This is a genomic window from Sphingobacterium siyangense (genome assembly GCF_023277505.1).
GTDB classification, from domain to species: domain Bacteria; phylum Bacteroidota; class Bacteroidia; order Sphingobacteriales; family Sphingobacteriaceae; genus Sphingobacterium; species Sphingobacterium siyangense.
The window spans coordinates 284,561-303,174 of record NZ_CP080574.1; the positions used below are offsets into that span (position 1 = coordinate 284,561).

At 41.7% G+C, this 18,614-nt stretch carries 20 protein-coding genes; 15 read left to right on the forward strand and 5 right to left on the reverse strand.

The annotated features are described in order from the left end of the window. Window position 1 precedes the first annotated feature (1 nt). Complete coding sequence (locus K2F45_RS01205) at window positions 2-1,357, forward strand: RagB/SusD family nutrient uptake outer membrane protein (RefSeq protein WP_248932878.1); 1,356 nt, start codon at window positions 2-4, stop codon at window positions 1,355-1,357. A gap of 55 nt (window positions 1,358-1,412) precedes the next feature. Here the strand turns inward: K2F45_RS01205 and K2F45_RS01210 are convergent, their stop codons facing one another. Together K2F45_RS01210 and K2F45_RS01215 are read right to left on the reverse strand one after the other, a co-directional pair. After that, entirely contained in the window at window positions 1,413-1,802 is a 390-nt protein-coding gene (locus K2F45_RS01210; RefSeq protein ID WP_120335768.1) for a hypothetical protein, read from the reverse strand. A gap of 111 nt (window positions 1,803-1,913) precedes the next feature. Further along, a complete protein-coding gene (locus K2F45_RS01215) occupies window positions 1,914-2,537 on the reverse strand; it encodes a cyclic nucleotide-binding domain-containing protein (protein ID WP_248932879.1) in 624 nt (207 codons plus the stop codon). 191 nt (window positions 2,538-2,728) lie between these two features. Here K2F45_RS01215 and K2F45_RS01220 point away from each other — a divergent pair, with 191 nt between their 5' ends. The 10 genes from K2F45_RS01220 (at window position 2,729) to K2F45_RS01265 (ending at window position 9,285) form a co-directional block, all read left to right on the forward strand. Further along, entirely contained in the window at window positions 2,729-2,971 is a 243-nt protein-coding gene (locus K2F45_RS01220; protein ID WP_157625858.1) for a hypothetical protein, read from the forward strand. A gap of 83 nt (window positions 2,972-3,054) precedes the next feature. Further along, window positions 3,055-3,975 (forward strand): hypothetical protein, encoded by a 921-nt coding sequence (locus tag K2F45_RS01225; RefSeq protein ID WP_075990633.1) that lies wholly within the window; start codon window positions 3,055-3,057, stop codon window positions 3,973-3,975. Window positions 3,976-4,046: 71 nt separating this feature from the next. Then, on the forward strand, window positions 4,047-5,105 hold the full coding sequence (locus K2F45_RS01230; protein ID WP_075990634.1) for a histidine kinase: 1,059 nt from the start codon (window positions 4,047-4,049) through the stop codon (window positions 5,103-5,105). 28 nt (window positions 5,106-5,133) lie between these two features. Then, on the forward strand, window positions 5,134-5,886 hold the full coding sequence (locus K2F45_RS01235; protein ID WP_172840631.1) for a LytR/AlgR family response regulator transcription factor: 753 nt from the start codon (window positions 5,134-5,136) through the stop codon (window positions 5,884-5,886). 30 nt (window positions 5,887-5,916) lie between these two features. After that, window positions 5,917-6,222: a MerR family transcriptional regulator gene (locus tag K2F45_RS01240; RefSeq protein ID WP_075990636.1), complete on the forward strand. Its 306-nt coding sequence runs from the start codon at window positions 5,917-5,919 to the stop codon at window positions 6,220-6,222. A 427-nt stretch (window positions 6,223-6,649) separates the two neighbouring features. Beyond that, complete coding sequence (locus tag K2F45_RS01245) at window positions 6,650-7,294, forward strand: DUF6266 family protein (protein WP_248932880.1); 645 nt, start codon at window positions 6,650-6,652, stop codon at window positions 7,292-7,294. Between the two features lie 82 nt (window positions 7,295-7,376). Next, entirely contained in the window at window positions 7,377-7,919 is a 543-nt protein-coding gene (locus K2F45_RS01250; RefSeq protein ID WP_248932881.1) for a DUF6266 family protein, read from the forward strand. 28 nt (window positions 7,920-7,947) lie between these two features. Further along, window positions 7,948-8,334 carry a hypothetical protein gene (locus K2F45_RS01255; protein WP_248932882.1) on the forward strand — a complete coding sequence of 129 codons (387 nt, stop codon included), beginning with the start codon at window positions 7,948-7,950 and terminating at the stop codon, window positions 8,332-8,334. Beyond that, window positions 8,253-8,813, forward strand: a complete 561-nt coding sequence (locus K2F45_RS01260) for a CHAP domain-containing protein (RefSeq protein WP_248932883.1) — start codon at window positions 8,253-8,255, stop codon at window positions 8,811-8,813. Before K2F45_RS01255 ends, K2F45_RS01260 begins: the two co-directional genes overlap by 82 nt. Further along, on the forward strand, window positions 8,788-9,285 hold the full coding sequence (locus K2F45_RS01265) for a hypothetical protein (protein ID WP_248932884.1): 498 nt from the start codon (window positions 8,788-8,790) through the stop codon (window positions 9,283-9,285). Before K2F45_RS01260 ends, K2F45_RS01265 begins: the two co-directional genes overlap by 26 nt. Before the next feature lie 129 nt (window positions 9,286-9,414). On the opposite strand, the gene porM is transcribed toward K2F45_RS01265, so the two are convergent. Next, window positions 9,415-10,950 carry a type IX secretion system motor protein PorM/GldM gene (porM, locus tag K2F45_RS01270; RefSeq protein ID WP_075990641.1) on the reverse strand — a complete coding sequence of 512 codons (1,536 nt, stop codon included), beginning with the start codon at window positions 10,948-10,950 and terminating at the stop codon, window positions 9,415-9,417. Between the two features lie 30 nt (window positions 10,951-10,980). Beyond that, the gene (gene porL / locus K2F45_RS01275; RefSeq protein WP_075990642.1) at window positions 10,981-11,793 is read right to left on the reverse strand and encodes a type IX secretion system motor protein PorL/GldL; all 813 of its coding nucleotides are present in this window, start codon (window positions 11,791-11,793) and stop codon (window positions 10,981-10,983) included. Between the two features lie 825 nt (window positions 11,794-12,618). On the opposite strand from porL, the gene K2F45_RS01280 reads away from it, so the two are divergent. From K2F45_RS01280 to K2F45_RS01295, 4 genes are all read left to right on the forward strand, one after another. Next, entirely contained in the window at window positions 12,619-13,704 is a 1,086-nt protein-coding gene (locus K2F45_RS01280; RefSeq protein WP_237241917.1) for a mechanosensitive ion channel family protein, read from the forward strand. Window positions 13,705-13,789: 85 nt separating this feature from the next. Then, window positions 13,790-14,872, forward strand: coding sequence for an endonuclease/exonuclease/phosphatase family protein (locus K2F45_RS01285; RefSeq protein ID WP_248932885.1), 1,083 nt, complete (start codon window positions 13,790-13,792; stop codon window positions 14,870-14,872). Between the two features lie 106 nt (window positions 14,873-14,978). Then, entirely contained in the window at window positions 14,979-16,109 is a 1,131-nt protein-coding gene (locus K2F45_RS01290; protein ID WP_248932886.1) for an acyltransferase family protein, read from the forward strand. After that, window positions 16,106-17,272: a C1 family peptidase gene (locus tag K2F45_RS01295; protein ID WP_075990644.1), complete on the forward strand. Its 1,167-nt coding sequence runs from the start codon at window positions 16,106-16,108 to the stop codon at window positions 17,270-17,272. Before K2F45_RS01290 ends, K2F45_RS01295 begins: the two co-directional genes overlap by 4 nt. A gap of 3 nt (window positions 17,273-17,275) precedes the next feature. Here the strand turns inward: K2F45_RS01295 and K2F45_RS01300 are convergent, their stop codons facing one another. Beyond that, the gene (locus tag K2F45_RS01300; protein WP_075990645.1) at window positions 17,276-18,529 is read right to left on the reverse strand and encodes a tyrosine-type recombinase/integrase; all 1,254 of its coding nucleotides are present in this window, start codon (window positions 18,527-18,529) and stop codon (window positions 17,276-17,278) included. Window positions 18,530-18,614: the final 85 nt, after the last annotated feature.

Here is an 18,614-nt window from a genome sequence, read left to right on the forward strand (position 1 = left end):
AATGAAAAACTGTATTGTATTAATTTTAGGCTGCACCTTCTTCACGTTAGTGTCCTGTAAAAAGTATCTTGATCTAAAACCGGACGCATCGATTGCAGTACCCGAAACAATGGAGGATATCAGGGGCTTGCTAAATGATGTCTCTAATCTGAATGTGTTCGCATCTTCGTTATTGGAAAATGGCACCGACGACTATTACCTCGATGATAATACGCTTAGAAATATGAATGAAACCGATCAGGGAATGTACCTATGGAAGAAGAACTATCCTGCTATTGATCTATCAGGAGATTGGTACAATGGCTATCGGGCAGTGATGACGGTAAATGTAGCCTTAGAGGCGATCGATCGAATAAAAACGGGTGCAGAATCAGAGAAGAAGACAATGCGGGGCGAAGCGCTGTTTACTAGGGCGCTTGTTCATTACTGTGAAGCACAGGTATATACGGAAATCGGTCAGGTGGGGGCAGATGCAAAGCCGGGAATACCAATTCGTCTCACCTCAGATTACAGTGTAGTCTCACAACGTGGTACGGTTGCTGAAAATGTTTCCGCCATATTCAAGGATCTCAACGAAGCGCTAGATCTTCTCCCTGAGACCGCTGTATCAAAGGTAAAACCGACAAAAGCTGCAGCTTATGCACTTTTGTCCCGCATTTATCTGTCGTTCAATCAATATGAGCTGGCTGAAAAATACGCTGATGAAGCGCTAAAACTTTATCGTAAAGTAACAGATCTGAATACCCTTAATCTGGTAAGCATGAGTCCCTTTCCGATCAACCATAGTGAGATTATCTATGCCGTTTATGGTGTAACAGGAAATCTGCTTTTACAGAACAGTGCTAATGTAAGTCGCGAACTGTATGAACAATATGCCGATAATGATCTTCGTAAAAGTGCTTATTTCTATGACAAAGGAAATGGACACATTGGCTTGAAAGGGAACTATCCCGGTACATTTTCAACTTTATTCTTTGGGCTTACAACGGACGAAGTGTTGCTGATCTCAGCAGAATGTGCTGCACGAAAAGGAAATCTGAATAAAGCAGCGGAGCAACTAAATAACTTGTTAACCTATAAATGGAGGACTGGAAGCTATAGTCCAATTGCGTTTTCTGATAAAGAGGCGGCTATTGGACAAATCTTAAACGAACGGCGTAAGGAATTGATTTTTCGTGGGCTGAGATGGAGCGATATAAAACGTTTGAATCGTGAGCAGGGGCGGGAAATTGTTCTGCAAAGGAAGGACGATGCTGGAAATGTCATCGCGGAACTACCACCAAATGATAGCCGTTATTACTACCTAGTACCTGATGAAGTGATCAGGCAGACTGGTATGCAGCAAAATATACGTTAGTAGACAAGGGGAACTCAACTGGAGTAACCCCTTGTTAATCTTAGCAGGAAGCAACCTAAAATGAACGTAGACTTTTCACGGTATTGTTAATAGTAGGTGTAGGATTCGATACTGAGTTCTGAATATCTGCTCCTACTGTTGACGATCCCACGGCTGCACTCATATCGGGGTGACCGGGATTTGAGAGGTCTTCTGGCGCTGAAATACGACAGATTGTCTGTGGGGTACCCCCACAAGAAGTCGATCCGGCTGGAGAATAATTGTCGGCATCAAGAGCCTGAGATAGGTTGTTGGACGTCCCTTCGTACTTCCATTCAACAAAATCTGCTTTCCGCTCTACTTTCACTTCTTCCTTTTCCGTAAAACTTTGGGTGCCGTAGGCAAGGCCCAATCCTAATACTGCTAATGCGCCGGCACGTAGCCAGCTGTTTCTTTTTGTAAGCATAAGCTTTAAAATTTAGTTTATAAATATGTTTATTCAAGCCAGCACCTTTCGCTGGCTCTTAATACAAAGTTGCACGCCAAGAGGATCTGATATTTGCTTGGTCTATAGGTGTTATTTTTGAGCATATTTGCCCGTGAGCAGAAAATACTGGGCCTGCTGCACCGTATGGCGCGATATACCCAGCAAATCTGCCTGTTCTACCTGTGTAGTGGCAGTCTTGATTTCGGGCAGCAACCGGGCAAAGTTGAGGTAGCGCTCAAAAGGCGAGTAGCCCAAGGTGGCCTGTCTAAGTAAAATCAGCTGCCTTTTCTTTTTATTTCCCAACACATCGACTAAGGTGTCGATGGATTTCTCCTGTTCCTGAAACTGCCGAAGTACCGGGTGTGGGATCGCAATAATAATCCCCGAACGGAGCGCCACAATATGCCCGCTGTGTAGATTATGTGTATATAGGTGATTGGTCGTCATTAAAGCCATGTTCGGAATAGCCAGGCTCATAATCTTGCGCTTGCCGGTTTCATTGTTTTCTTCGACCCGAGCCAGGAGGCCTTTTGCGACAAAATAGGTCATCTCCGAATGACGGTCAGCTGGACTGAGTTGCTCGCCTCGTTTGACGATCTTGACTTTGAGGTTGTCCTTTGCCCACTGATAGTGAAAATGATCTATTGTGTGATATTTCCCCCAAAAATCAAATAATAGGTTGAATCCCGCCTTGGTGTTATGCTTAATTGACATAATAATTTTTTTTGGTTTATTTGGCTAACTAACAGTGATATATGTTGCTTTAACAAAACTACGACGATTGAAAATCATTGACGAAACTACCCCTATAAAGCCTTTTGCCTCTAGAAAAACCTCTTTTGCCTCCCAAATTATCGACAAAATGGAAAGTTTAGGAACCAAATGGTAGATGAAGGCGATGTCCTTTGGCTCTCCAATTATTAGTTGAATTTTTACTTCCGATCGATCCACAGTCTTCAGTGCCTGAAGCCGTAAAGCTGTTGCGAGAACAGCCTATGGTTTTATTTTTTACGAGAAACAACGTGGAAATAAAAACACTATTGGCCCAATTTGGTCTATACAATCCGCAACCTCTGAGCATCACCGACCTGATGTTAGGTATTGATGAAGAGGACGATGGAGGAAAATGCAATATCGTTTTCCCTTAAGAACATGTTAATAATTGAGTATGCTGTGCCTTATTCCTTAAGGTATGGCATATTCCCAATTTTAAACCTAACGTATTTTTTATATGCAATTTACTTGGAAAGCCGCCATGAACGGGTACAACGAAAAGGACTGGCGGGACTTCGTTTTTTTCTCGGCCAATGTGCAGCATCTTTTGGGTATCCATCAGCTCGATATCCAGCAAAATCTACACCGTGCGGCGATCAATTTCTCAAGGCTACAGGCAGAAACGGACGCCACTAAATTTCAGTTCGAGGGCAAAACCTATTGGATTTCTCCAGAACGCGCTCAATTTATCTTAAGTTTTCATTTTGGCTACTATCGGGCTGTTCCTGCCTTTCTGGTTCAGCGCGGCTATAAACTTTGTATTCCTGTGGCTAAAGAGGTTATGTTGCAGCAGTCACAGCATTACGCAGCTTTGCTCGGTGATCGTTGGCAAAAACAAGTTGTATTTCTAGATGCTGAGGATCCTTATCTTTTCTTTAAGTTACGGCAGCAGATGGATCTTGGCTATCACATATTCTGTTACCTAGATGGTGGCGTGAGTGCTGCAAAAGATTTCCATGCGCAAAAATTAAGCGAAATCCCTTTTCTAAATGGCAGCATTAAGATAAAGCATGGGATTCTAAGTATGGCTTTTTTACTTCAAAAAAATATAACAGTTTTAATTGCCAAAATAGCGGCAGAAAATGAGCCCATTGTTATTTGTGAATTGAGTCATTGGTTTGAAAACTGGTTTCCGAGCGCCAGGCAGTTTACGGACTATTTTAGCCGCATTATTTATGAGGATTTTGAGGAAATTTTATTAGAATATCCGGAGGCCTGGGAGGCCTGGCTTTACCTACACAAAATCATGTCACCAAGCTCGGATGTAGCAACCTGGCCGGCAACTAATCGTATAATTTCATTTAGCATGAAAGAGAAACAGCTGCTGCTTGATAAATTTACTTACCTGAGTTATCTCTTGCCTGGAACTATTTTTTGAAAAACTGATCTAGATACTTGTTTAAACATGATGTTGTAATTATCTTTAGGTTATCAATATAAACCAATAATATGAATAGGTTCTTTAAAGGAAAGTGGTTGTTGCACTGCTACTTCTGGATAGGATATAGTTTTTATTTTTTTGCGGTAAATGCACTGGGCAATTCCAGACTGAATTTGGGAGCTTCCTTCATCACCGTATTTTATTGTGCCGTCATCTTCTATGCGGTATATCTGATCTTGAAGTATGTTTACGATCGGGGGCACATACTGGGAACTATAGTGTTGATGATAGGCTTTTATTTACTCTCCGCCCTGATTGTGTACTATGAATTGTATGGTAGATTTGGACTGGAGATAATAAATAATAGGTATGTCATCACTAAACACGCTTTTAGTTGGGCGAAGTATATCCAGACCTTTCTCGTCATGCATAGTAATTATACGGTGATGGCGGTGGGCTATTATTACTATAAGAGTAAGCTTCGTGAATCAAATGATAAGCTTGAAGCTGTAAACGCACGTCTCGCCGCAGAATCAACGATGAAATCTTTTCAATATACGACCTTATCTGCACAGGTGCATCCGCATATGATGGCGAATATTTTTAGCAATTTAAAAAATAAGGTAGACCCCTATGATGTTGAGTTGGGTATGCAGCTTTCGGAAATTTATCGCTTAATGAAATTCTATATGGAGGCTCATCACGTGGAGGGGGCAACCCATATTTTATTAGCGGATGAAGTGACAGCACTAGAGCAGTACCTGTCCATACAGGAGAAAGTCGAACCAAACCCTTTTTACATAAAACTTTCCTGCTCGGGTAACCTGATGCGATTTAGTATTGCACCTACACTATTGCAGACGCTCGCTGGTAACTTATTCAAGCATGCGGACTTGTGGGATAAAGATCACCCGGCCAAAATCGACATTCTTGTCGGTAATACCGGTTATCGGATTACGGTTCAAAATAAAAAACGAAGTGGCCCTCAGATGATGCCAAGTCACGATGTTGGACTTCGGAATGTACGAACACGCATGGAATACCTCTTTGGAACGGACTTTTCGATGGAAGAAAATCAGGACGATGAGCATTATGAACTCACGTTATGTGTGCAGCGCTACAAATAATTAAGGGAACAAAAAAATGACGGAAAATATGAATAGAATATGGATAGGAATCATCATCGATGACCAAAAGCTGCATATAGACCATCTGCTTGAGATGGTCGAAGAGATTGGCTATGTACAGATTGCCAAAACATTTAATGATCCGCAGGATGCCAAAATTTTTCTGCGTGCCAACAAAGTGGATTTTATGATCCTTGATGTCGAATTAGGGAAGACCAACGCTTTTGATTTTTTAAGAACCTTGCCGAGCTCAAATCTAAAAACAATTCTCTATACAGTACATCGCCAGTACGAGGATCCGGGATATGATTTCGGTGTCGTTGATGTGCTGCTCAAAGACGTGTCTAAGAGTCGTTTCTATGCCGCATTGCGCCGGGTGGATGAAGCGCTCGCTAAATTGATCCCACTCTCTGATCACGATTCACTGGAAAATTATACCTATTATTTTATGATCAAAGGGCCGGTGCGTTATCAGCGTACGGAGGTTCGTATGAAAGAACTCGTGTATGTCGAAAGTACCAATGGCCAGGTTAAATTTCACATGATCGGGGGTAAAACACTCAGCTGCAGCAGTACCATGCGGGAAGTATTGGGGCGATTGCCGGTCAGATGGTTTAAGCAATGCCATCAGAGCATTGTAATTAATATCAATTTTTTTTACAGCTATGGGGTCGGCGGTGTCTTGATGACTGAAGGGACGAAAAAAACACTTCCTGTAGGTGATAAGAAACTGTATGTAGACTTCTTTAGCTTCATTAACTCCAATACGCTTGGTGGATAAGCGTATTTGTCATTATAAACAATTAAAAATATGAGAAAAGATTCGTTTAACAATATAGGCCGTAAGACAGATGCTCATCTCTTGCAGGCTTTATATATACTCTTTACAGAAATACAAGTATTAAAAAGAGCAATACAGGATAGCTTTCAGACAGCGGATACCACTGTCGAACTTCGTGATGCAGCATTTGTCAAAGACACCGTAGGCGTATCGGACCGTACGTTGCTGCGGTATCAAAACTTAGGCCTTATTCAGGTGTACCAGCGCGATAAAGGGGGCAAAAAGTATTTTAAGCTTGACGACGTGCTCCGGCTCAAACGTTATTTAAATAGCTGATGTTAAATTACAGCGAAGTTCTTAGTCATCTGGCCGGGCTTCGCTTCTGCTCATGCGCTCGTTCACCTTTGCCATAGGCTTTGTTCATCCCTGTGATGCCCTTTTTTCGCCAATATTCCTAGCTAACTCCTAGTCGAGACCTTGTGTTTACCTATCGAACTAGGTCTTAACTAGGTTAATCATAGGTATGCAATAGGTTAGTCTCAAAGGCAGGTCATAAGCAGTCCTATAGAAGATTATTATAGAGGTTGAATCATGTTTATTGGCGGTCGTCGGACAATCGATAGGAAACCTTCGGACAAGCGTCGGACAATCTGTTTTTGTTTGCATTTTTCTGTTTATGAATGCCTTATGTTTGTTCTGTCAAGCAAAAATACCGGTATAAAAATCTTGACGATTTATTTTTTAATCTTTAAAATTTTTAAAAATGGGAACAATTGTAAACGGAGCCAATGGTGGCTTCAGTGGCAAGGCCGGTTCAGTGATCGGAGCCAGTTGGAAGAGTATCAACTACATCAGAGGGCTCGCTAAAAAGAGCAACAAGCCCTATACAGAAGCTCAGCTGATCGTGCAGGCACGATTTAAGACGCTGATGCGTTTTCTGCTGCCAGTCAATAACTTTCTAAAAATCGGTTTTGGCCAGAAAAAAGCAGACCGTCTCACACCGCTCAATTATGCTTTTCAGCTAAATCAGGAGCTGGCCATTCAGGGTGTCTATCCTGATCTGAGCTTGGACTATAGCAAGATCAGAATTGCCGATGGGATTTACGGTGGTGGCGGAACGGTAGAAGCTGGTTTTGATGCGGATGCCATTACAGTGGTTTGGTCGACGGGCAATAACGATGTCTACGAAACAAAAGGAGACGATCTCTTTTATGTAATCTGTTACCATCCGGCAAAGGATGAATTCATGACTTCGCCAACTTTGCCGAAAAGGCAAGATGGAGTGGTCACATTTGGAGTGCCCGAGCATTTACTGGGTGACGCTGTGCATATCTGGTATTTTATGTCCGACCGGACAAAGACCAAAATCAGCAGAAGTAGTTATCTCGGTGAAATAATGCTTGCCTAGGTTGGAATAATTGCCAGGGGTAACTGTGCCCCTGGCAGATTTTGGAAAGGAAAAATGTAGGTTATAATAAGTTCAGTTTCAGATGAAAAAAAGAAAAAAAAACAAGACAATAGGCATGCTGCTGACGCAGCAGAAGTTTTATCTGGCGAGCCAGTACCTAAAGCCACTTGCATCGGTCATTAAGGACGGCTTTGCACAATGTGTGCGTCGGGAAAAAGGGAAGTATTTGTCTGCTCGCAACCTGGCAATGGCGCATGCGATCAAATATGCGGTCAAAGGCGAATACCCGGAGCTATATGTTGATCCTGCTTTCATTTTGCTCTCGGATGGCTCCGTACAGGGGATTAGCGTAACAGACGTTATGCAGGAAAATGATGCATTGTGGCTGCATTTTGATGGTGGTGAGATTACGCCCTTGAACCACGATGACGAGCTGCTGTTGGTGGCTTATGATCCGATTGCCGGGGTTGCTATCCGCAATGAGGCCCTGGTTACGCGCTCGAGTTCAGGCTTAAGACTCGAACTGCCTGATTACATGCAAAATGTCCGGCTTGATGTCTTTATCTTGGTGCGCGACCGGAATCGAAACCGTTATTCGCGCAGTCAATATGCGGGAAACGTATAACAATTTTCTATCATTAAATTATATCACTATGAACAGTGTAGAAATGAAAGGACCATGGTATGGTCTAACACAAAAACTGCCAATCGAGCCCATGTACCTGCTCGGTATGGCAAGCATATTATTGGTCATTATTTTCCTTTTTGTTGGAAGTATCTTGCAATTTTTCGACCCGGCATCAGCTGCGCTTGATCTGGGGGTACTGTCCCTGTTGTATTTTGGGCTAATGGCCGGAATGGTCTTTATCTGTTGCTGCACCTGGTTGCTGGAATACCTCTGGAGACCCTTCAAGTATTATAGACAGGATATTTATTATCACTTCAATCAATTAAACTCATGGCAACAATCCATTCTTTATTTCTCGGTTTTCTTTCTATTGCTCTTTGCATTTCTCCTGCTACTGGAAATGCTGTTTTAGATGGAAGGTGTAACAATGTTTATGCTCGTGTGCGTAACACTGATCTGCTGAGGCGGCAGATCGATGAAATTGCAGTGAATGAAATTGGTGTAAGGGAGACAGGGGGTGAAAATAAGGGACCGGAGATTTCCAAATACCTTGCCTATGTAGGCCTAGGTGAGGGTTATGAATGGTGTGCAGCATTTGCCAGCTGGTGTTATGGTCAGGCTGGTCGTTCAATGCCGCGCAGTGCATGGAGCCCCGCGCTCTTTCCCAAAGCGCGTCGTTATAGCAAAGCGCAGCTATTGGAAGGAGATGTGCGGCAAGCCGATTTGTTCGCGATCTATAGCAGCCAATTGAAACGTATCCATCATGTAGGGCTAGTCAAAGCAATTGATGGCCCGATGTTGATCTCGGTAGAAGGAAATAGCTACGACCGGGTGGAATCACGGCGGCGGCCCCTTACAACCATTTATGCCATTGCTAACTGGATCGATTGAGGAGGGCACGGTCATGAATAAATATCTAATTTCGGTCGGTGGAAACCTCCTGTTTTTCCTCTTCATCATCAGTACTGCTGTAGTCATCAGTTGTAGCGTTTTCCGGGGAAAGCAGCAGCTGGAAGAGAAATCCACGTGGCGTTATAGTCAATATGAGCATCGCGATCTGGCCTATCATCAGAAACAGCAGGATAGTTTATTTTCCTATTGGTATTTTAGTACGGATAGTCCATTATGGTTTCATCCAGATAGCGGATTATGGGCTAAGGAGGGGAAACTTGTCGCCCACCAGTCTAATATAAAGCATGCCGAAGAGAATTTGCAGCTTCAGCAGGCCAATAGAAAGGAGGCAAGCGCTTCGGATTTGATTGTGAAGCGAGAAAATAAAGTCGTGTCAACTGAGATCTTTGCTATAGGGGTCGTTATGTTAGCTGGTTTAGGCTATTGGATCTGGTGGCGGCGGAGAAAGTAGGTTATGATTTAAGGTTCAAAACTGAGTTCACCTTAAAAAATGTATGTTATTAAGGTGTGTCGTAGCTAAAAAAAGCCCTGCTCTATCTGGGAGCAGGGCTTTGTATGTAGCAGATATAGGGCGGTTATATTAATTTGCCGTTAAAGCAACTGCATTGAGCTGTCTGGAAGTCCCATCAGGGCCCACGGCAACGATATTGTCGAAGATCACACGCGTGCCTGGTACAATGCCATTAAGGGCTGAAGACATGCTTGAACTCAACTGCCCGCCCGAAGTCGATAACACGATTGCATCCGCACGAGGCTTGGCAATGATCATCGTAAATTTGGTGACCCTAAAAGTAGCATCAAAATCGAAGTTATCCAGTTTCGCAAATAATGCATTTTGTGCTTTAAGTGCCACAGTAGCCATCGAACCGCCTGTTTTACCAGCAAACTTGGCAATCGGATCCGGAATGCGTTTCACACGGAATTCTGTCGAACTCAATGTTTGTGTTTTTCCTGGTGCTACTTCAGCCGAAACCGAAATATGTGCTGTACCCGGAGAACTTACTTTCACATTATACTTACCACCGCCGGCACTAGAAATACTGCCGCCACTCATGCTCACCCGCACTTTATCTGTCGGAGTACCCGGAGCTGATACCGATATCGGATTGTTCACACCGATATAAAGTACATTCATTTTGTCTGGCGATACGACCGCTGAAGGACGCGCAACCTGGTAGGTCTGTACAGGGGTACGATATTCTTTATAAGACCCATCGGTCTGTTTGACTTTAATCACACCGGTCCAGGTATAGATACCTTCGCGACTGGTGTTGATCGAATAAACACCTTTCCCATCCACCACCTGAAGCGATGATCCATTAACTGAAATGGCCGGTTCAGATTTAGAATCGGATGCCGTCAGAAATACTTCGGCTTTATAAGGTTGCCCTTGGACCAAATAGGAGGTAGGAGCAACAGCAACCGCTGCAAATTTGTCTAAGTTCACAACGGCCTGATCCATTTTGCCCAAGATAAGCTTGACCACATCGGACTCTGCATTCTGCGCATCGGTCTGAATTTTGGTTAAAATGGTCATTGCTGCGGTCAAAGGTGTACCACTACCGAAATTAATTTCTTCCCAGGATTTTTTACCGTTTACAGATTTCTCGGGATCTTTCGCCTCTAGAGAGAACGAAACCATCTTTTGTTCTTCAGGTGTGAGTAGGGCTAACAGTTTAGTACGTGTTGTATTGATTTTATCTTTTAAAACAGTTCCTTTTTTCTCGTTGATCATCAGATTCGGTGAAATGTCTTCGTTTTCACGTTGTGCCAGATCGCCCTTTTCTTCATCGTATCCACCACCTTGTTTAACGAACTCTTCTTTTAAGGAACCAATATACTGATTGAGTTCTCCAATGATAGCCTGTGCTTTTTTTGCCTTATCGTAGATTGGTTTGGCACGTGCCGGTTCTTCTTTTAATTTGGTGTTTTCGAATGCGGTGAACAGTTGTTGAACGGCTGTGCTGACATTCGATTTGGATGTTTCGAGACTGTTGTTGATATTTTTGAATGCATCCAAGATGGAATCCGGTACATTGAGCGCCAATAAGGCGAGCAGGACCAGATAGAGGATGCCAATCATCCTTTGTCTTGGAGTTTCTCTTCCTAATGCCATTGTTTTTAATTTAAGTGATACAAGAATTAATTACACACGCGGTTGATTCATCGCGCTCAGCATATTGCCATAAATGGCATTTAAGGCATTGAGGTTTTTCGCTAGCTTGCCCACTTCATCTTTAAATGCTTTGGAATCATCCAGCGATTCGTTGAAATTTTGCATGGTAAAGCTTAGGTTCTCATAAAACTTGTTCATCGATTGTAAATGTGATGCCGAATCGCGTAACTCACGTTCATACATCGCATTTAATTGGCTTAGGTTGGTTGTCAAACTTTTTACCTGTTCGTGGTAATTGGACGTATCGCCAGAGGTATTCGACATGGCGACTAGGTTTTGCGAAGCTTTTTCAAACGCTAGGCTCAAGTTATCAAACTTAGAAGTTGCTGTTCTGAGTTTATTCGTAAACTCTTCTGTTGCTAATGAAACATCCGATAACTTATTGATTGCTGATACTTTTTCACTGAAATCACGTAGGCCACGACCGAGATTTTCAATGCTTGCGGGTTCAATATTGGCATCGGCAAACATTTTATCTAAAGCAGCTGTGGCCGATGGACCTGCAGGTTGGGCAACAACAGTTTTTCCTCTTTGTGGAAGATCACCATTAAAATTGTCGTCCAATTCAGGATAAACCCGGGTCCAGTCTGGTTCCGGTGCTGGCGGATTGAAACCCATTAAAAAGAAAAGGAAGGCTTCTACACCTAAACCGATTCCGATCATATAATTGGCTGTGGTGCCGCCGATATGTAGAATCTTAAATAGTACCCCGATGATGACGATACTCGCTCCCCAGGATATGGCCACATTCAGCCATCTAGAATTGTCTTTTTTCTTGCTCATTGTTATCTCTATGTTTTGGTTTAATTTTTCTTGGAAAGCTTGAAATTCCTACGCTTTAAACTTTATTATAAACGTTAAATACCTTTTTTATAGTATGCTTAAGTAAAGCACGCCATGTAAAGCTAGTTATCTGTTTGTAATTGGCTCTGTAGGCTCAAAAAACATACCAAAAGGCTATTCATCACTTCCAAAATATTAGATACTGAGAATTTAAGTTAAGAGCATGAAGTTGTTGGATATATTTTTGCTAATCTGCTATAGCTTGATTGGATTTCGTTGTAGAAAATTATAAAGAGCACATTTATTGAGGATTAAATATAAAATAAAAAAAGGTTTTCACTCGGGGAGAATGAAAACCTTCAAATAACCAATTATAAACCTATCAAGGTGATGTAAATATATGGTTTTTTTTTGTTTTGTTTGTAATTTTAATCTGTTTTTTATCTAATTTTTTAAATGAAAGGTGGTTTTTGTCGATATTTTAATTATTTATGTGTTTTATTTTGCCTTTTTTTTATTAATATTTTGGTTTTTTTGTGCAATTGTCTGCTTATTTGTGATAAATAGGTGTTTTATTTGGTTTTTTTTACTTCTTCTTTGTTGAATAAGGGTGTTTTTGTGTGGTTTTAATCTTATGGAAGGTGTAAAATTTTGTTTTAAATCCCATTTTTTGGATCGGTAAATGCTCGTCTATGTTTATCAATATGCGTAAAATTATTCTTAGCTATCCTTTCAACTGATTTTTTCAAAATAAAACAAACGTTAGACCTTCATGGCAGTTATACTTTAATGAGATATAAGTTGTAAACATAAAGAAATAACACTATGATGAACGAAACATTAATTCAACTTTCACAGAAGTGGCCCGCCTGGCTCTGGAATATTGCATTAATCCTTTTTTCATTTTTGATCGGTATCCTGATTAAACTCATATTTATTCCTCTACTACGGCGTCAGGCCATCCAACAGGAATCCTACTCCCTTTTCCGTTCCTTTATTAAGCGCTTTAACCGTGTCTTGAGTGTATTTATCCCCTTAATTGTCTTTAACAGTTTGTTGCCTTTCGCACAGTTTAACGAAAGAACCCTTCGCGTGGTGAGCAAAACGAATGAACTTTTATTGGTCAGTTTCTTTGCGGTTGTGCTGATACAGGGCATTAAAGTTTTTGAAGATTATCTCTACCATCGTTTTGATATAAATAAGGAGAATAATCTGCGCGAACGAAAGATTAGGACGCAAATCGTCTTTATCCGAAAAGTGGTGGTCACGCTGATTATTGTGATTTCATTGGCGATTATCCTTTTAAGCTTTGATAGTATGCAAAAGATCGGCGCCGGTTTGCTCACGGGAGTGGGCGTTGGCGGAATTATCATCGGTTTTGCTGCACAGAAGTCCTTGGGGAATCTCCTCGCTGGCTTTCAGATTGCTTTTACACAACCCATTCGTATGGATGACGTATTGGTAGTCGAAGGGGAATGGGGGCGTGTGGAGGAAATCAATCTGACCTACGTGGTCGTCAATATCTGGGACAAACGCCGCTTGGTATTGCCCATCACGTATTTTATTGAAAAACCCTTCCAAAATTGGACGCGCACGACTTCTGAAATATTGGGTACTGTATTTATCTATACAGATTTTACCGTACCTGTCCAGCTACTGCGTGAGAAATTGACAGCCTTACTTACCGGACACCCCCTTTGGGACGGTCAAGTCAATGTGCTTCAGGTAACAGATTTTAAAGAGCGTACCATGGAGGTCCGCTGCCTGATGAGCTGCCGGAATTCGGGGCAAGCTTTTGACCTGCGTTGTTTTATCCGCGAGGAGATGATAGCGTATATCCACACAAACTTCCCGAATGCATTGGCCAGAACACGCGTGGATTATATGGAGAGCGAGCAAAAGGGTATGTAATAGCTGAGGAGCGCTTGATAAATGATGGTCTGTTGAAAATAACCGTAATTTGTTTAAGTTTGTTTAAAATGTTTGCGCGAACGATATGCTGATTTTCTATACTGTTTTCTCAGGGTTATTAATTTTACTGAGTGTATTGCCCTTTGCCCAAAGCCAGCATTGGATTTTTCGGGTAGCTGAATTTGTGAAGCTGCAGCTGCTGGTATTTCAGCTGCCAGCATTGGCAATGGGATTTTATCTCGTGGGGAAAGATTCTTGGATCTGGTGCTTGCAAGGTGTACAGCTGGCGCTGATTGTATACCATGCCTATATATTGATCCGCTATACCAAATTTTGGCGTCGCGAAAAATATGAAAAGGGCAAGGATGCATCGGATAGTATCAAAGTGATCTCTTGTAATGTGCTGCAATTCAATACGGCTTATGACCGCTTTATTGACCTGATTCAAAAAGAACAGCCAAATATCTTTTTGACAATGGAAAGTGACGCCGCATGGGAAAAAGCCTTGCGTGTACTGGAAAAGGATTATCCCAATTTTGAGAAGGTAACGCTGGACAACACTTATGGCATGCACTTTTATACCAATCTGAAGATCAACAAATGTCAGGTGCATTATTTTGTGGCGGATGATATTCCGAGTATTGAAGCTGAAATGGAAACCGCCGATGGACACCGTTTTATTTTTTTTGCTGTTCATCCACCACCACCGAGCCCTACGGAAGAAGAAAATTCCAAGGAAAGGGACGGTGATCTGCTCAGTGTGGCCAAACGGGTGCGCGATTATAAAATGCCCGTAGTTGTCACAGGAGATTTTAATAATGTAGCCTGGGCAAAATCTTCCCTTTTGTTCAAGAAAACCAGCAGATTGATCGATGCACGCATCGGACGTGGCGTTCTTTCTACCTTTCATGCCAACTATTGGTTTTTCAGAGTGCCTCTGGATCTGTTGTTTCATAGTCCAACCGTATTTATCGACAAATTGTTTATTTATCCATCTGTGGGATCTGATCATTTTCCGATGGGCTGTACATTCTTTATCGATCGCTATTCCGAAGAGCAGGCGGAAGATATCGAACATTTGGAAGCTGGCGATATGGCGGATGTCAATGAGATGATTGCTGAGGGTAAAGAGGAAGAAAGTGACAATCGAATTCCGGAAGGGGAATAAGGAAATTAAATTCCGGATTTCCTTTCTTTTTAATGAAAAAAAGGAAGGAAATTTGTTTAAAATGCTTAATTTAACGACACTAAGCAAGATAAACCGAATCCAATCCATGGAAAGAGATCATTCTTCTTCGTTAACTTCGGCAACACTCTTGTCGAAAACCATCGATTTTCTCCGCTTCCCTCTGATCGTAGGGGTCGTATTTATTCATACAGATTTTTCAAATATCATCATTCAGGGTTCAAAACAGGTTAATATGTTCCATTTCCCTGTTTTCGCACAGGTCTTTTTCTTATTTTCGAAGCTCGTCTTCGAAGTCTGTGTGCCGCTTTTCTTTTTTATCTCAGGCTTTCTTTTTTTTTATCGTACGGAGTACTTCACGTTTGAGGTCTATTTCAAAAAATTAAAGAGCAGGCTGCACAGTCTGTTTATTCCTTATATTTTTTGGAACTTCGCAGTACTACTTTTTTTCTTTCTGGCACAGACTTTTTTCGGTGGACTTTTATCAGGTGTCAATAAGCCAATTGTTCAGTATAGTATATCTGATTGGCTTTGGTCTTTTTGGGATACTTCGCATATCCATGTCCAGGCGACAAAAAACTTACCCATCAATTCACCTTTTTGGTTTATTCGTGATCTCATGGTGCTTGTGGTCCTGTCGCCCATCGTTTATATTTTAATTAAAAAGTTACACCTATTCGCAGTGCTGGTACTAGGATTCATCTGGGTCTGTAATCCCTATTTTTACTTGCCCGGATGGAGTACAGTTTCTTTCTTTTTCTTTTCGGCAGGGGCTTACTTTAGTTTGCATAAAAAGAATTTTGTGCTCATCATGAAGTCTTTCTTGCCCTGGCCAACTCCATGTTATATCTTGCTGCTCGTAGGGGCATTTTATAGTTTGGGCGCAGGTTGGTGGAGCTATAGCTATTGTGCCAGTGTATTGGTAGGCTTGATAACCGTGGTTGCAGTGACAGCTTCCTTTATTGAAAAGGGACACTGGCGTCCCAATTACTTTTTGGCCAGCGCCAGTTTTTTTATATTTGCTTATCACCGTTTACCATTGGTTTTTATTATCAAATTCTTATTTAACCAGATTAGACCGCAAACGGATGCAACACTGCTGTTTTTGTATTTTCTTTGCCCAGCTATTATTATACTGTTGGGACTATTGTTTTATTGGGCTATTAAGAAACTGTTGCCCAGCTTTACGGCAGTTATTTGCGGGGGTAGATTATCATGAAAAAAAAGAATTGGATCATTTTAGGAATCATAGTTGCTATGTTGGCAGCCGTAGCCATACTTTATAGGTTTTATTATCCGAAACATATAAAGTTGCTCAAGTCGGAGTTTGTTTTTACGGAGTTGATCCGATTGAAAAGTACAACAGTGAAGAATCAGGGAGCTTCCAATACCTGTTGGTCGTATACCGGGAATTCCTTTCTTGAATCAGAAATGATCCGAATGGGTAAAACTCCTGTGGCGATTTCGCCGCTATATACCGTCAGGATGGCTTATCTTGAACGGGCGAGAAACTACCTACGCCTGCATGGTGGCCTAAAATTAAATGAGGGGGGGCAGCTTCACGATGTCATGCAAATACTGCGTCTTCATGGGGCGATGCCTAGAGCTGCCTACACGGGAATTAAAGCGGGTAAAAGCTCGAGCAACTTCAAGGGCCTGCGCGCTGTATTGAACAGTACACTATCCATTATGGTAAAAAGCAGGGAACTGAAAAGCAGCTGGGAGCAAGATGTAGAGCTGCTAATGGACGACTATCTGGGCAAAGTTCCCGTTAATTTTGACTATCAGGGCAAATCGTATACAGCACGTAGTTTTGCCGATCAGGTGATAGGCATCGATCCAGATCAGTATATTCATATCGCTTCTGTCACCACCGTACCTTATTACAAAGCATTTGTTTTTTTGATTCCCGACAATTGGTCGTTCAGTCAGTTTTTTAACCTGCCGATGGAAGACCTTACAGCTGTTATTGATCAGGCTTTAAAAAAAGGCTTTACGGTAGCATGTACAATCGACATTTCGGAACCTGGTTTTTCCTGGCCTTATGGAATTGCGTATGTTCCCCAAAAGTCGGCGTCAGACATGACAGCGGAAGAAAAAAAGACGCAGTTCGTCAGGCCACAACCCGAAGGCAAAATCGATGCCTTGAAGCGGCAGAGAGCATTCGATGCATGGCAAACAACAGATGATCATGCGTTACATATTATAGGCCTAGTAAAAGATCAAAACGGAAAAGAATACTATGTTGCCAAGAATTCTTGGGGCAGGGGCAATGCCTTCCAGGGCTTTGTCTACCTCACGAAAGAATATTTACGTTATAAAAGTACTGCCTTAATGCTTCACAAAGATGCACTTGAATCATCTTTGAAAAGGAAATTGTAAAAACTAGCTGCTCAGTTGTTGTTGTGGTCTACTTCGATTTTGATATATGTTTTCCAGGTAAGTACCTAGTGATCGTGTGCGTTCAGTGTCCACATTGCTGATATACCGTTGAAACATTTGTTCTGTACTATGTCCTGTCGCGTCCATCAACAATGCCGTAGGAATTTTACCGTAAAAATTTGTGGCAAAACTTCTTCGGCCAATATGGCTGGTAATCGCCTCACATTTTGGAATAAGCTGATCTGAGGAACGGAATCCGTTCCGCTTCCTGACTTTCACCAGTGTGGTAATACCTGCAAGACGCGCCACTTCCTTGATCTGCTCATTATATTTTTGAGCAGTCATTTTATGGGGGAAGCGATGCCCGTTATTTGACATAATAATTAATGCCGTAGGATGAAGTGGAAGTAAAATGCTTTTCTGTGTTTTCTGCTGGGTGAACGACAAACAGGGCTTGCCATCGAGAATCTCCATCATATCCAAATTAAAATTCATAAAATCCGATACGCGTTGACCCGTGTAACAACTGATTACCAGCCAATCTTTGGCGGCTTTCAGATGAACCGGCACGTCTATATTTTTTATCGTGCTAATTTCATCTTCACTGAGGCTGATTGCACGGTTTATTTTTTTGACCTTGGGCAGTTCTAATTCATAGACAAAAGTTCGTACTCCTCTTTTCTCCAAAAAATTAAGCACTGTACGCACAAAATGTACCGTGCGGTATATGGTACTTATACTGTAGTTTTCGGATTCACCATAGGCAATAAATTGCTGTACAAAAAGGCTGTTTACCTGATCTAACATCAGATATTTTTGCTGATACCCCTCAAAGCGTTTTAATAAACGGAAGAAGACGAGGTAGCGTTTGTGTGTGGTTGAAGTAATGAGGTGAATTCGGCTTTTGATAAAATTGTCGACACTTTGTAGCAGTCCGCCTGCTGGAAGTGAAGGCGTCGCCTCCGAGCAGCATTTTTTGACTAAGCGGTTGACTGCTCGAAGTGAAAACTCCTTTTTATTCGACTTTAAGTCAGAAAGATAAGTCGCTATTGCAATCTTCAGTGCATCCAACTTTGTATTTAGCTTTTTAAAATTTTTTAGATAAATATTATTGGGTCGCTGTTTTTCCTCGTCCCATTGAGCCGGAACAATTTTTAAAGGAGTTTTAATAAGAAATTGCTGTTGTTGATCATCAACAAATGCAAGGTAGATGAATGATATTGAAGTAGGATTCAATAAGGTAAAATTAAAAATCATGAGGTAAACTTTTTGCTATTGTCTGAGCATAAAGATACTAGATTATACAGATTAGTCTAATTCAGACTACAATCCTACCTATTCA